The sequence below is a fragment of the Veillonella sp. genome (genome assembly GCF_032470285.1).
Taxonomy (GTDB): domain Bacteria; phylum Bacillota; class Negativicutes; order Veillonellales; family Veillonellaceae; genus Veillonella.
On record NZ_JAWEKP010000002.1, the window covers coordinates 60,839 to 77,155 of the forward strand.

The following is a 16,317-nucleotide window of genomic DNA, read 5'->3' on the forward strand; positions in this document are numbered from 1 at the left end:
TAGTTTAGAGGAATTATCAATAATTAATCGATCCATTTAAAATGCTTACACGCATTATAAATACCATCTTTATCACAGTCTGTAGTAATATAATCAGCCTTTGCCTTTAATTCAGGGCGCGCATTACCCATAGCAATATTTAGCCACTCAGGCCTAAACATAGACAAATCATTATACCCATCACCAAATACAACAGCCTGATTTGGCTTCATTCCAAAGTGTTCAAGCATATTACGAATACCCAACGCCTTTTCCATAGGCTCATATAGAACACAGCCATCACCATAACGAATGAGCTTATGTGTCATATGCTCGATATCCTTCTCCTCTTCCTCTCCTTCCTTGAAAAACACATATATCTTATAAAATTCTTCAACACTATGAAAGTCAAAATTAGGGTCTACAGTTGTTTTAAATACATCCCAATTTGGATGCCACTCTAAAATTTCCTTATACGGCGTAATACGACCGAGTTTATTACGGTCAGTTACGGCCCAAGGAATATTATGTGATTCTAAATACTCTAAATATTTAATACATGCATCACGATCCATACCTATCATGGATACCAATTCATTATTAACAGTGATACTGTGACCACCATCTGCTACGAAATCAGTAAGGCCTGCTTGCTCTGCGAAACGCTTAGCATCCACTTGAATACGACCAGTTGCTAAGGCTACACGGTGACCACGACGCTTTAACTCATCTAAACTGTATTGAGCACTTTCAGGGATTTTACCTTCAGGCCATACAGCTAAAGTATTATCGATATCGAAAAAGAAAAACTTCTGCTCCACAGGCCCTCCTAATCACGTCCACTCATTAACTTAAATCGTTCTTTTTGCACTACATCTGGATATTTTTCACAATCCACATCGCTCACAAACATTTCTAAGGGACGTACATACATATCGCGCTCATCATACAGTTTCTGATATACTACAAACTTTTCACCCGTCTCAGAGTGAGTCGCTACATCTAGCACATAATAATACATGCCTTTAAAATGACGATATAAGCCACCCTTTACAATTTCTTGCATTTATAACCTCATCACATAACATACACAAATAGTTACAAACCATATTAATCAAGAGATTCCATATATTGAATAGCTTTAGTCAACATATCTGCTGTAATTTTATATGGAGATACATCAATATCATGAACAGATGTAGCCTTTTCAACAATTTGAGGAATATGCGATGCAGTAAGATCTAATTGTGAAAGTTTAGTAGGCCAACCTAATTCGCGATATACTGGCAACCACCGTTGTAACTCATCCATTTGTTGGTCAACGGTTAACAAAATAAGTAAGCCATAAGCTACTATTTCACCATGCAAATGATTTTCTTCTGTTTCTTTATTAGTAACACAGCCATAACATACAGCATGAGCCATGTTGCTATTATATGCCATAGGAACACAACCTGATACAACACCGGTAGTAAAGATAACAGTCATAGCAATGGTATCAAAGGCATCACTACGTTTATTAGCTTGACTATCTTTATAGGCTTGTATACCATGTGCTAAAATTGGTTCACTACACATAGAAGCTAGAGTAAGGCCTAACTGAGTATTATAGTCTTGCTCGCGATTGCGAGCAGAAAGATGAGTTTCATAGTGTTTTGCAATAGTATCTCCCATTCCTGCCCACAAGTAACGGCTTGGTGCTTCTACGAGAATATCAGCATCAATAAAGCAGTGCACAGGAGGATGATTTACAAAAGCTACGTCATCAAAAGTATGATCTGCCGTGTATACAGCTGCCACTTCTGACGTTGCCGCACAAGTAGATGCAATGGTTGGAATTGTAAAGAATGGTTTATCATCTAACTCTATAGCTACTACTTTTACTGTATCCATGGCCTTACCACCACCAACAGCAAACAAAAAGTCCGCATCTTTTACAGATGCCATTTGTGCAATTTCCTTGCCTCGAGCAAAAGTACACTCTCCACCAAAGTGGATAATATCTAGCACCTTAATCCCCGCTTTATCAAGCACGGGACGAATGTGTGGCAAAGCTTTAGAAAGAGCTGTTTCGCCACCGATGATAGCTACAGACTTGCCATATAATTTTGTAAACTTTGGAATAGCGTCAAATACATCATGACCTCCAAAACTATAACTAGGTAAACAATGAGTACTACGCATAAAATTTCCTTCCTTCTTTTATCATTTATATCCTTATTTATCCTTATTATAGAAACTTCTACACACAAAATCAATTTTATATGACAACAATCAAAACATAAAAAGGCTCTATACTCTCACAAAATGAAAGCATAGAGCCTTTATCTTTATTACTTATTATCGGAAGCAAGACCTTTATGGATAAGGCCTACAACGAAGCCTAATACCGCAAAGCTCACCCATCCCATACCAGCACTTTGGAATGGAATATATTGAGCAAAGAGCTGTTCCAAAGCTGTAGGTGCAATACCTGCAGTTTCAAGACCAGTCATGAGGGCAGAGATCATTGTGAAAGCCATAGTCCATGCATATACGCAACGACGACCACCAAACACATTATGAAGAAGTGCCAACAAAATGATTACGATAGTCAACGGATACAAGAGCATCAACACAGGGATTGCTGCACTGATGATTGTTTTCAAGCCAAACATACTGAGGACAAACGCCGCTAGAGAGAAAATTACTACATATAATTTGTAACTAATCTTTGGTGTCAGCTTGTGGAAATACGTACCGCAAGAAGTGATAAGGCCAATACTTGTAGACAAGCAAGCTAGCAGAACGATGATAGCCAAGATGATTTGACCGAACTCACCAAACAAATAGTTAGCACTTACGGACAATACAGGAGCCCCTGTCTCGAACAAACCAAAGCGTTCAACACTTGTAGCACCGATATTAGCGATAAATACATACACGATACCAAGAAGGCCTACCGCAATTGCACCTACCTCCATTACTGTTTTTGTAATCACAGCACGAGATGTAGCACCACTGAGGCGTACAAAATCGATTACAAGAATAGCAAATACTACGGAAGCTAAGGCATCCATTGTATTGTAGCCATCTAAGAAGCCTTGTAACACAGCCGTTGGTGCATCACCATATGCCGGTTGTGGTACCGCATACCCACCAAGTGGAGTAATAAAGGATTTAACAATCAACAACAAAATTACAAGTAGTAAAGCTGGTGTCAAAATATTACCGATACGGTTAACAAGTTTTTGCGGACTAATAGATAACCACAAAGAAATACCAAAGAATAATGCCAAGAAAATTGGTTCCATATTCATATTCATGCTTAAACCTTCAGCAAAAGGTTTAATTGCGATTTCATAAGCTACAGTACCAGTACGCGGCGTCGCAAACATTGGACCAATACTCAAGTATAAAGAAATTGTGTACAACAAGCCATAAATCGGATGCACACGACTTGCAAGTTCTTCAACATCTTTACAGGAAGAGTAACCCATAGCTGCAACCCCTAAGAGTGGAAGTCCTACACCAGTTAATACGAAACCGAGCAATGCCCAACCGACATTATCACCAGCTTGTTGACCTAAGGCCGCTGGGAAGATCAAGTTCCCTGCCCCAAAGAATAGAGCAAATAACATCATGCCTATAGCCAGATAAGCACGGGTCGACAGATTATCGTTACCATTCATAAATGTAACCCCCTTTAGGTTATATAAAAATAATATTACTATTATAATCTAAAGGGGCTTGGGTATACAAGAAAAATATCCTCACTATTCTATATCCGTATAGAGTTATTCCCATAAGTAACAGACTTTAACTTTTACTTATAGAAATAAGTAGATAAATTCCTATTTTACAGTAATCATTACAGACTATTAATTGGTCATTCACTACAAAAGATTTCTTATATGAACTTGTACATCATAAAAGGTGCTCCCCCATCCCTGATCGGTAGGACGAGCTGCGGTAAGCGCATTGATTGCCACGTGAGGATCACTCGATTGAGATTGCCACCATACACCTAGTGTTACCAATGTCCCTCTCTGTACTTCATCGTCGTAGTATGCTTTAATTTTTACACTGCCACGATCGTTATAGATTTCTACCTCAGCACCATCGTTTATGTTATACATTTTTGCATCTTCTGGATGGATGCGAAGTTTCATCAACTCAGGATCATTAAAGTCTAATTCGCAGAAGCTAGAGTCCAAAATTCGAATATCATTACCATTTATAAGCCAAAACGGTGCATTATCACCATATGGAGGCATATACCGAATTAATGGTTCTACATCCTGCGGATTATATAATTCAATTTTTCCAGACGGTGTTTTGAAATCCATCTTATAACTCTCAGGTACCGTCATCTCCACAGGCTCACCATTTAAAATCAACTCTTGGTCCCTCTTGGATATACGACTCGAAGTCCGCACAATTTGTTCAATAAGATCTTTTTCACTAAGGTCAAAAAAATCATCCTCCAACCCCATGCGTTTTGCTAACTCAGCAATAACTTGCCAGTTGGAACGAGATTCACCAATTGGCTCAATCAATTTGTAACCCGTCCCAATTGTGTAATGACCATAAGAATTATAAATATCATCATGCTCCACAGATGTTGTGGCTGGTAAAATAATATCAGCATACTTACAAGTATCCGTAAAGAAACGCTCATGTACCACAGTGAATAAGTCATCGCGCATCAACCCTCTACGTACAACATTCTGGTCAGGAGCTGTGATAGCCGGATTTGAAGAGAAGATATATAAACTATGAACTTTAGTTCCTTCAGGGTTTATAAGCATTTCACCCAGTTTAATCATAGGCATCAATCGTTTAGCTGGCGCATGAACATGAGCCTGTTGCATCACATCTTTGCCAATAAATTTACTACCACTAGCACTCGACAACAATCCACCCCCAGGATATTGCCATGCTCCAACCACAGCAGGCAAGGCATTAATAGCACGGCATGTCATAGCACCATTGCCATATCGAGATAGTCCACTGCCGAGACGAATAAACGGCGCTTTTGACTTTGCATAAGCATGAGCAAACTCAGTCATCCGCTCCACAGAAACACCGCAAATTTCAGCCGCTTTTCCCGGCGTAAAGTCAAGCAACACCTCTTTTACCAACTCATCGTAGCCTTGGACATGCTTCTTAATAAAATCTATATCTGCCAAGCCATCACGATGAATGATATGGAGCATCCCTAAAGCTAGTGCCCCATCACTTCCTGGTTTAACGTAAATATGTTCATGAGCTTGGCTAAAAGTATAAGTTTTATGAGTGTCGATAATCCAAACGCGAGCCCCCTTCTTTTTCGCAATGTTCACATCATGTAAAATATGAACATCTGTGGCTGTCGCATTTATCCCCCACAAGACGATAAGATCACTATGTTGCGCCTCTTGTGGTTTAATCGCTAAGGTATCACCGTAAACAGAACGGAACCCCGCTTGTTTAGCAGGAGAGCAAATACCTCGATCTTGGTCTGTAGCACCAATACAACGGAAAAAATAATCTGCTGCAGGACTCTGAATAACCCCCATTGTTCCTGCATAAGAGTAACGCAAAATACTTTCACTGCCATAAGTATCAATAGTTTCTTTGAAATTATTGACAATTGCATCAAGGGCTTCATCCCAACTAATACGAGTGTACTGATCTTCACCAATTCCCTTTTTACCGACACGCTTCATAGGGGACTTCAAGCGCAATGGAGAATGGATTACCTTTTCATAATGTGCCATCTTAGGGCATAGTGTACCTCTTGTGAAAGCATGTGCTCTATCCCCTCGAACAGATATTACTTTATTATTATCGACTGATACAATGAGACCGCATGCATCGGGACAATCGTATGGGCATACAGATTTATATTCTTTCATGATAAGCACCTCGCTTATAAATTGTATAAACTATAGGATGTATATTTATATTATATTATAGTATGACTCGTATAAGTATAACCTTTTGCACATCTTCTGAATTAAAAAGGTTTTAGAAATGATTATTTTATGTATATCAATGCATTCGATTATCACATTACATTTATGACCTCATCATTTATTTTGATATATATAGTTAGACATTTCAAGTTTTATCGATATCTATCCATTATCATTCTTGTCCAATGCCTAAACAGATATACTAATAAGTTCTATAAAAATACCAAAATTCTTCAAAAAAATCATGTAATCATTACTAAAAGTCATAACCATATAGTTTTAGGTATAATCAGACATTTTAATAGTGTCGTATAGATTATGTGACAAAAATCACCGGTACGTATGCGTATTTAGTAATGTCGTTCAGACTGTAAGACTATTCAATCTCACTTGTTTCTGTGCTATACTGACAGTGTCATTTGAGAGGATATAGAACTCACAAGAAATCATTTTGAATTCATGGTTATCTAATGTGAAGTAGCTATATCAGGTACATATTTTCTGAAAAGAGGTTTTAACGATGGCAGACGCAAAAAACACTGTGTTATTCCCTTATGAAACACTAAAAAAATTGAGCATGGACGCTTTCCAAAAATTTGGTTTCTCCGAAAAAGAAGCTGACATCATCCAAGACGTACTTTTGACTTCTGACTTGTTCGGTATTCAAAGCCATGGTATGCAACGTATGGTTCGTTACCATAAAGGTATCACTAATGGCTTGATTAAAATCGACGCTAAACCTGAAATCGTAAAAGAAACTCCAATTTCTGCAGTTATCGACGGTCATGACGGCATGGGTCAATTATTGGGTCATAAAGCTATGGAAATGGCTATCGAAAAAGCTAAAAAATCCGGTGTTGGTATCGTATCCGTACGTAACTCCAACCACTACGGTATCGCCGGTTACTATGCTAAAATGGCATCCGACCAAGGCTTAATCGGTTTCTCTTGTACAAACTCCGAAGCAATCATGGTTCCTACATATGCTCGTAAAGCTATGCTTGGTTCTAACCCTATCGCTTGGACTGTACCAGCTGATCCTGTTGACTTCTTCTTCGATTGCTCCACTACAGTAGTAACTCGTGGTAAACTTGAAATGTACAATAAAATGGGCAAAGCTACTCCAGATGGTTGGGCTGTTAATAAAGACGGCGTTCCTTCCACTGATGCAGCTGAAGTATTGGGCAACATCTCCCGTCATGAAGGCGGCGGTATCCTTCCTTTAGGTGGTGCTACAGAAGTTCTTGGGGGCCACAAAGGTTATGGTAACGGCATGATTGCTGAATTATTCTCCTCTATCTTGTCCCAAGGTGGTACTTCCAACAAATGTATGGTTGGTGGTAAATCCAATATCTGCCACGGCTTCATGGCTATCAACCCTGAATTCTTCGGTGACCCTGCGGAAATCAAAAAACACTTCTCCCAATTCTTACAAGAATTACGTGAAGCACCTAAAGCTCAAGGTCAAGATCGTATCTATACTCATGGCGAAAAAGAACATGAATCCGTTGAAAAAGTTAAAGCTGAAGGCATCCCTGTACTTAACGGTACAATGCTTGAAGTTCAAGACCTTTGCAATGAATTAGGTCTAGACTTCAAATCCTACTTCGGCGATTATGTACCAGAAGCTCCTGCTACAATGTTCAAAGGTAACTACTAATACCTAAACTTAGTAATGGCCCTAACAAGGACTTGTAGTTAGTACAGAAGGGGACATAAACACTGTTTATGTCCCCTCTCTTATGTTTTTAACCTCATAGGCTATGAGGTTAAAAAATTTTATGTACTATATCAATTTTTATGATAAGTATATCTGTTATTTTATTGTAAGCTTTTATTTTAACTGAACTTTTACAAATTAACATCATAGCGATTTATTCATCAATTAAATTGATTAAACTACGTCGTCCTGTTGAGCATATATTTTTGTTTTACTTGAAAGGATGATCTTAGAAATGAGTGCTATCACCGTTCTATTAGCGCTATCTCCAATCATTTGGTTGATTGTAGCGTTATCCATCTTGAAATTACCTGCATGGCAAGCAACAAGTGTTGCTGCGATTGGTTCTTTCATTATCGCTATTACAGCATTCCAAGCTGACCCATTTATTATGGTCACTGGTGCCCTTGAAGGTGCCGCATTGGCAATCTGGCCAATCCTATTAGTTATTACAGCTGCTATCTTCGTTTATAACTTGGTAGTACATACGAAAGCAATGGAAACTATTAAAACCATGCTTTCTTCTGTAACATCTGATACTCGTGTACTTGCATTACTACTTGCATGGGGCTTTGGTGCCTTCATGGAAGGTATGGCTGGCTTCGGTACTGCCGTTGCAATTCCTGCAGCTATGATGGTTGCCGTAGGTTTTGACCCACTTAAATCTATCATCGCATGTCTCGTTGCAAACTCCGTACCAACAACATTTGGTTCTATCGGGATTCCAACAACTACATTGGCATCCTTAACAAACCTTGATCCAAGCCATTTAGGTACATTCATTTCCGTACAATTGTTCTTGCTTAACCTTATCGCTCCATTCTTTGTTGTTATGATTATTGGTGGCGGTATTAAAGCGTTAAAAGGCGTATTCCTTGTAACATTACTTTCTGGTTTAGCATTAGCAGTTCCTGAAACTGTAATCAACGCTGTAATGGGTCCAGAATTATCCGTAATTTCTGCATCCATCGTTATCATGGCAGTTATCATTGGTTGTGCAAAAATCATGCCTCCTAATGATCCTAAATACGCAGTTAAACAAACTGGCGAAGTCCCTAAAGTTTCTGGTGGCGAAGGCCTTGTAGCTGCAATGCCATTCATCTTAATCTTCGTATTATTGTTATTAACTTCTAAATTGTTCCCTGCAATTAATGGTCCTCTTGCGTCCATTAAAACATCTGTACCTATTTATCAAGGTGCTGGTGCAAAACCTTACACATTCGTATGGATTGCAACTCCTGGTATTATGATTTTTATCGCTGGTATTGTTGGTGGTTTCATCCAAAAAGCAAAAGCTGGCGAAATCTTCGGTACATTGGGTAGCACAGTTAAAAACTTGAAATTCACATACCTTACAATCATCACAGTTGTTATGACAGCTAAATTGATGACTTACTCTGGTATGACTGCAGATATTGCAAAAGCAATGGTTGCTGGTACAGGTACATTGTACCCTCTATTCGCACCTATCGTAGGTGCGTTAGGTGCCTTCTTGACTGGTTCTGGTACAAACTCCAACGTATTGTTTGGCCCACTTCAAATTGCTGCAGCCCAAGGCTTAGATCCTACAAACTTCGAAGACCTTGGTTTCTGGTTGGCAGCAGTTAACTCCGGTGCAGCTGGTATCGGCAAAATGTTGTCCCCACAATCCATCGCGATTTCTATTGGTGCCGTAGGGCCTGCTTTGAAAGCATACCTAGAAAACCACAAAGAAATCAGTGCTGAAGAAGCTCATAAACTAGAACATGAAATCGAAGCAAGCGTTATCATGAACAGTGCCTTCAAATACTTCATTGTATTCATCGTAATGCACGGTTGTATTTCCTTCTTCGGTCAACATTTCATCCATGAAATTCACCACTTTTTCTTCTAAGAACTGGTAACAAAAAAAGAACAGCTCTTCACGAGCTGTTCTTTTTTGTTGCCACATATGAGAATACTACATATAACATGGTTTAATGATATTGCTTCTACAGATGAAACCGTAGCTGTCCCGATTACTACTATTGCAGCTAACACAAAACCTTTTAGTTAATATTTCATATAATTCTCCCATCGCCAATAAACACATTGATATTTTTAGATATAATTAATATACTAATTGTAATCTATAAATAGAGATATAGCAAACTCAATATTTCATATAGATATTTTTTCTCAATCATGGTAAAATACATCGTATCAAATAGAAAAAATTAAATGCAGTCTGCGAAGTGCGATTCGCAGACTTTTATTTTTCTCACTTTAGTATAGGAGGGTTTTATGACTCAAGAAAATTCTGCTAAGGTCTCTTTCATCTTAGTAGTATTCCTTGGTCTGTTGACAGCCATCACACCACTTGCAACAGATTTATATTTACCAGCATTACCAATTATGCCTAGTGAACTAAATACATCTGCATCAAATATTCAAATGACCATTGGTGTGATGACTTTTGGTGTTGCATTAGGTCAATTATTTGGAGGTCCTATTAGTGATACTATGGGCCGCAAGTTGCCTCTTATAACAGGCAACTTACTTTGCGTTATCTCTAGCATAATCTGTGCTTATGCACCAAGCATTGAAATACTTTTACTCGGAAGATTTCTACAAGGTTTAACAGGATCTGTGGGCGTTGTAATTGCTAAGGCCATCGCTCGAGATTTTGCATTTGGTCAAGAATTGACTAAACTCTTTGCATTGCTCATGATGGTTAACGGTTTGGCGCCAGTAATCGCTCCGCTCATCGGCGGTCAATTATTACTATTCACTACATGGCGCGTTATCTTCGTTATTTTAGCAATATTTTCTGCTATTCTATTAGCGGGATCTCTTCTCTTCCGTGAAAGCTTACCTAAAGAAAAACGCGTTACAGGTGGCGTTGCAACTGCTACAAAGAACTACATTACGCTTATTAAAGATAAGCGATTCCTTGGGCAAACACTAATCCAATTCTTTGCTTTTGGTGGATTCTTTGCGTATATCTCAGGTTCATCCTTTGTATACCAAAACATCTTCCAACTATCTGCACAAGAATTTAGCTATCTCTTTGGTATCAATAGCTGTGGTATTATCTTAGCTAGTGCCATAAGCGCTAGATTAAGTAATGTAATCACAGTTCGACAATTACTAACATTTGCCCTCTGGCAACTAACAATCGGCTCCTTGCTATTCTTAATAGCTATGCTTTTCGAATGGCCACTTATTCCTGTAACGGCCATTCTATTCTTTACCGTATGTACAGTATCCCTATTTGGCTCTGCCTCTTTCTCTATGGCAATGGCTAAATACGGTAAAATGGCTGGAAGTGCCTCTGCAGTACTTGGCTTTGCTAGCATGTTCTCTGCAGGAATCGTATCTCCATTAGTTGGTATTGGTGGGGAATATACGGGGATCCCCATGGGGACTACAATGCTAGTATGTTCAGCGCTTTCCTTATTGTGCCTATATGGTTTGGTAGAAAAAGATTAATCTCTTTTACACATTTGTATAAGCCCCACAATGGGGCCCGACTACAACAGAATAATATTAGTATATAAATAAGATACCCCTTTCCTTGCTCAGTACTTCGTAAAATCGCTTCGTAAAGGGGTATCTTATTTATATTAACACTACCTGTGAAGGCGTCCCATTGCGGGACTTTACAAGCATATTTCAAAATAGATTAATTCTTTAACTCTACAAACACCTAGGCATAATAACGAAAACCACCTACACAACTGATTGTAGGAGAAAGGAGATGTGCCATAGGCACATCTCCACATTTCTTCCCCCTCCTCTATCCAGTTATATTTTCAATGGGACATCTTCATAATTAGCGTATATAGAAAAGAATACAGCCCTCTCTGCAGCGATTTTACGGAACGTAGTGACGTACTGAGCCAAGAGAGGGCTGTATTTTTTCTATACTAGTAATATGCAGTTGTATTCGGGCCCCATTATAAAATGTAAGGGACCTTATCGCTTATTCACTAAATTCCATCCCAACTTCTCCCCACTGCACTAGTTATATTTTCAATGGGACATCTTCATAACGGTTGTATATAGAAAAGAACACAGCCCTCTCTGCAGCGATTTTACGAAGCGTAGCGCCGTACTGAGCCAAGAGAGGGCTGTGTTTTTTCTATACTAGTAATATGCAGTTGTAACGGGGCCCCATTGAAAATATAACGGAGCACACCTTTATTCAAACATTGTCGATAGTAGTAATTTCAATCGGTTTGCTTGGTTCACCGCACTGGAGCCTGGATCGTAGTCGATAGCTGCAATTCGCACGTCTGGGTATGCAGCGGATAGTGTTTTTACCATGCCTTTACCTGTTACGTGGTTTGGTAAACATCCAAATGGTTGTAAGCATACGATTTGTTTAGCCCCTTTTTCGATGAGGTCAATCATATCGCCTGTGAGGAACCAGCCTTCACCACATTGGTTACCAAGTCCGATGAATTGAGCTGCTTCTTTCGCTACTTCTGTCATACGTTGTAACGGGTCAAAGTGTTTTGACGCTGCTACGGCTTTTGCATATGGCAAGCGGTAGAGTTCAAGGGCTTCACGAGCCAATGTACCGAAGAAGCCAGATAGCCATGTACCATCAAGGTGCTTAGCACGGTATGTGCTATCCATTGCACAATACAAGAAGAAATCTAGCAAGCCAGATGTAACGACTTCGCCGCCTTCCTTTTCAATGAGCTCATTAATATGATTGTTAGCACTTGGATGGAATTTAACGTAAATTTCCCCTACAACGCCAACACGAGGTTTCTGTACATCCTTGTTGACTGGCAAGTTATCAAAGTCATGAATGATTTCTTTAATATACTTGTTGTATTGACGAAGGCTTGCAGATGTAATGTTTTCACGGAGCTTTTTAAGCCAGTAATCACATAATGCATCGGTAGAACCAGGGTTCTTTTCGTATGGGCGTGTAGCCAATACGCATTGCATGATAGCATCCCCGTATACTACGGCTTGAATCATGCGATGCAAGAAGCCTTTTGTCACCTTAAAGCCTGGTTGACGTTCCATATCACTCGCATTGAGAGATAGGATTGGTACTTGTTTCATACCCGCATCAATTAATGCTTTACGTAAGTAACCGATATAGTTCGTCGCACGACAGCCACCACCCGTTTGAGAGATGATAACAGCTGTTTTTTCTACGTCATATTTACCAGACAGTAAGGCCGCCATGAGCTGACCTACAACGATGATTGCTGGATAACATGCATCATTATTGATGTATTTTAGGCCCACTTCAATATCATCGCGCGTAGGCGCTGGCAACATTTCAAAGTCATAACCTTCGTTTTTGAGGACTGGCTCTAAGAGGCTAAAATGTAATGGTGACATTTGTGGTACCAAGATTTTATAGGTCTTACGCATTTCCTCAGTGAACACCACACGATTATAATCGTAAGTTGGTAATTCTTCTACCACCACTTCTTCCGGTGCCTCTGGGTTATTATGACGACGCAAGCTACGTTCCATTACAGATTGCAAGGAGCGGAGACGAATCGTAACGGCCCCAAGGTTGGTACCTTCATCAATTTTGAGTAAGGTATGGATTTTGTGGTTTGCTGAAAGAATATCTTTCACCTGATCTGCTACGATAGAGTCGAGACCGCAACCAAAGGAATTAAGCTCTACAATTTGGAAGCCTTCTGTTCTGCTTACGAATTCAGCAGCACGGTATAAACGACTATGGTAGGACCATTGGTCTACAACGCGCAAATGCTTGATATCATTACCGAGAGGTGCTACACCATCTTCAGTAAGAACAGCCATCCCTAGAGATGTAATGAGCTCAGGAATACCGTGATTAATACCGGAGTCTAAATGATATGGACGACCAGCTAAAACGATGGTTGGAATTTGTTCTGCTACGAGGCGAGAAACAGTTTTCTTCGTCGTTTCACGGTAAGAGGCTTTACAATTTTCTTGCTCTTCCCAAGCGAGGTCTACTGCCTTAGCAATATCTTTCTTCTTGAGATCCAAGAAGTCCAATGCTTTCACAAGGGCAGGAACAAGAGATTTTTTATCAGCCAACGGCAAGAATGGCGCGTGGAATGGAGTATCCCCCAGAACCTCCTGCATGTTATTTTTGATAAGTTCTGGATAGGAAATAACCATTGGACAATGGTAGTTATTGTCGCGGCTAAATTCCTTAGGACCATGTTGCACACAAGGGTACCAAACAAAGTCTACTTGTGCATTCGCAAGGTCACGAATATGACCATGTACCGCTTTTGCTGGGTAGCAAGCTGTATCGGATGGAATCGTATCAATAGCCTTGTTGTATTGTTCCTTTGTAGTGTAATCGGAAAGGATTACTTCATAGCCCAAGGTATTGAAGAATGTAAACCAGAATGGGAAATCCTCATACATGTTGAGGACGCGAGGAATACCTACGCGCATTTTACCTTCGAACTCTGGAATATTTTTCTTCAAATAATAGTCGAAGTAACGACGTAATTTAACGTCTACTAAGTTAGGAACTGCTTTGCGTTCCTCTTGAATCATACCGCCCGCACCGCGGTCACAACGATTGCCCGTTACGTACGTACGACCATCAGAGAAAGCATTGATGGTAAGCATACAGTTATTGGAGCAAAGTCCGCAATTGCGCATTGTCGTAGCAACTTGTAAGGAATTAAGCCCTTCGCTATCTAACAATGTACTATTACCCTTTTGCAACTCTTCAGCTGTTTCAGCAGCAAGAAGAGCCATACCGTATGCGCCCATCAAGCCAGATACGTCAGGACGAATTACTTCTACGCCCATCAATTTTTCGAAGGCGCGCAAAACGGATTCATTGTAGAATGTACCGCCTTGTACAACGATATGATTGCCCAATTCTTTAGGGTCTTTTACCTTAAGAACCTTGTAAAGGGCATTTTTAATTACAGAATAAGCAAGGCCTGCTGCGATATCTTGTACTGTAGCCCCTTCTTTTTGGGCCTGCTTAACCTTAGAATTCATGAATACAGTACAACGAGAACCCAAGTCGATTGGCAAGGATGCCAATAAACCTTCCTTCGCGAATTGATCGATTGGAATGCGTAGACCGGATGCGAAGGTATCGATGAAGGAGCCGCAACCAGAGGAGCAAGCTTCGTTCAATACGATATCTTCGATATAGCCATCGCGAACCTTACAACATTTCATATCTTGACCACCGATATCCAAGATAAAGGATACATCAGGGCAGAAGAAGCGGGCCGCACGATAGTGAGCCATCGTTTCTACTTCACCAATATCGATGCCAAGGGCGCGTTTAAGAAAGGCTTCGCCGTAGCCAGTTACGCCAGAGTGTGCAATATATGCACCTTTAGGCAATAATGTGTAAATTTGTTCGATAATTTCACGAGATTTTTCTAATGGTTTACCATGGTTAGGACCATAGTGAGAGAAGATAATTTCCTTATTGCTGTTGATGAGCACTACTTTCAAAGTAGTGGAACCAGCATCGATACCAAGGTAACAAGGACCTTGAGCATCCTCAATATTCGCCTTTGGCGTTACCGCCTTAGCATGACGAGCTCGGAATTCTTCTAATTCTTGTTCATTTTTAAATAGTGGATCTACACGGTCTGTAGCTTCCATAGGAATACCGATAAGAGCACCGATTTCCTTTGTCAATTGACCAACTGTAATCTCACGACATTCATCTTTCATCAATGCCGCCCCTAAAGCGATGAACAATTCACCATTCTCAGGGATGATACGTTGAGATTCTTCCAGCTCTAATGTGTCACAGAAACATTGGCGCAATTCGGACAAGAATGTCAACGGACCGCCAAGGAATGCCACATTACCTTCGATTTTATGGCCGCATGCGAGGCCTGCAATCGTTTGGTTTACAATAGCTTGGAATACAGATTTAGCAATGTTTTCATGGGATGCCCCTTGATTTAACAAGGCTTGAACGTCAGTTTTTGCAAACACGCCACAACGTGCCGCAATTGGGTAAATTGTATCAGAATTCATAGCCAATTGGTTGAGACCAGATGCATCAGTTTGCAATAAGGTCGCCATTTGGTCTATGAAAGCACCTGTACCACCAGCACAGGAACCATTCATACGGTGTTCTGCAGTTTGGCCTAAGTAAGTAACCTTCGCATCCTCACCACCAAGTTCGATGATAACATCTGTTTCTGGATAGAGCGCTTTTACAGCTCGCGTTTCAGCAATAACCTCTTGTACGAATGGAATGCGCACCTTTTCGGCCATCGCCATACCACCAGAACCAGTAATACATACGTGAACTAGATCATCTTCATGGCCCACTTGAGCCTCTTGAAGCAAGGTATATACTGTGTCCAAAATATTCGCATAATGGCGTACGTACTTCTTATACAAATAATTATCGTGTTCGTCCAATAGTACAACTTTAACCGTTGTAGACCCCACGTCAATACCCATGCGTAGCATGTGCTGCATAAATACCTCTCTTTTTAACAACCGTATGACCACCTAGGCGATCATACTCGTTTTTGTGAAAGTAGCACATCATAAAATACCATATATGATGTACTAAACACCTAACTTATAAAACTAAAAATTAGATGAGGATATTATACTTTCACGAAAATATCTAATTTTTTAAATATCCTACCTATATTATACAACAAAAGCAGCTAAAATCTAAGTTTTCTTATATTCCAAAGAGTTATAAAGAATATAACTAATTTTGAATTGCAA

Annotated in this window: 9 protein-coding genes; 3 read left to right on the forward strand and 6 right to left on the reverse strand. The window is 39.9% G+C overall.

Annotated features, from left to right (window positions below; translation table 11 throughout):
- Nucleotides 1–23: 23 nt before the first annotated feature.
- From E7B10_RS02845 to E7B10_RS02865, 5 genes are all read right to left on the reverse strand, one after another.
- Nucleotides 24–800, reverse strand: coding sequence for an HAD family hydrolase (locus E7B10_RS02845; protein ID WP_004695003.1), 777 nt, complete (start codon nucleotides 798–800; stop codon nucleotides 24–26).
- A gap of 8 nt (nucleotides 801–808) precedes the next feature.
- Nucleotides 809–1,045: a DUF1653 domain-containing protein gene (locus tag E7B10_RS02850; RefSeq protein ID WP_021148568.1), complete on the reverse strand. Its 237-nt coding sequence runs from the start codon at nucleotides 1,043–1,045 to the stop codon at nucleotides 809–811.
- A gap of 44 nt (nucleotides 1,046–1,089) precedes the next feature.
- Nucleotides 1,090–2,163, reverse strand: coding sequence for an iron-containing alcohol dehydrogenase family protein (locus E7B10_RS02855; protein WP_004694993.1), 1,074 nt, complete (start codon nucleotides 2,161–2,163; stop codon nucleotides 1,090–1,092).
- A gap of 149 nt (nucleotides 2,164–2,312) precedes the next feature.
- Nucleotides 2,313–3,650 (reverse strand): branched-chain amino acid transport system II carrier protein, encoded by a 1,338-nt coding sequence (gene brnQ / locus E7B10_RS02860; protein ID WP_004694992.1) that lies wholly within the window; start codon nucleotides 3,648–3,650, stop codon nucleotides 2,313–2,315.
- A 204-nt stretch (nucleotides 3,651–3,854) separates the two neighbouring features.
- A complete protein-coding gene (locus tag E7B10_RS02865; protein ID WP_021148570.1) occupies nucleotides 3,855–5,858 on the reverse strand; it encodes a molybdopterin-dependent oxidoreductase in 2,004 nt (667 codons plus the stop codon).
- 580 nt (nucleotides 5,859–6,438) lie between these two features.
- On the opposite strand from E7B10_RS02865, the gene E7B10_RS02870 reads away from it, so the two are divergent.
- The 3 genes from E7B10_RS02870 (at nucleotide 6,439) to E7B10_RS02880 (ending at nucleotide 11,088) form a co-directional block, all read left to right on the forward strand.
- On the forward strand, nucleotides 6,439–7,578 hold the full coding sequence (locus E7B10_RS02870; protein ID WP_004698291.1) for an Ldh family oxidoreductase: 1,140 nt from the start codon (nucleotides 6,439–6,441) through the stop codon (nucleotides 7,576–7,578).
- Between the two features lie 295 nt (nucleotides 7,579–7,873).
- Complete coding sequence (locus E7B10_RS02875) at nucleotides 7,874–9,511, forward strand: L-lactate permease (protein ID WP_008602367.1); 1,638 nt, start codon at nucleotides 7,874–7,876, stop codon at nucleotides 9,509–9,511.
- A 389-nt stretch (nucleotides 9,512–9,900) separates the two neighbouring features.
- Nucleotides 9,901–11,088: a multidrug effflux MFS transporter gene (locus E7B10_RS02880; protein ID WP_008602366.1), complete on the forward strand. Its 1,188-nt coding sequence runs from the start codon at nucleotides 9,901–9,903 to the stop codon at nucleotides 11,086–11,088.
- A 711-nt stretch (nucleotides 11,089–11,799) separates the two neighbouring features.
- On the opposite strand, the gene E7B10_RS02885 is transcribed toward E7B10_RS02880, so the two are convergent.
- Nucleotides 11,800–16,056, reverse strand: a complete 4,257-nt coding sequence (locus tag E7B10_RS02885; RefSeq protein ID WP_287510586.1) for an acyl-CoA dehydratase activase-related protein — start codon at nucleotides 16,054–16,056, stop codon at nucleotides 11,800–11,802.
- Nucleotides 16,057–16,317: the final 261 nt, after the last annotated feature.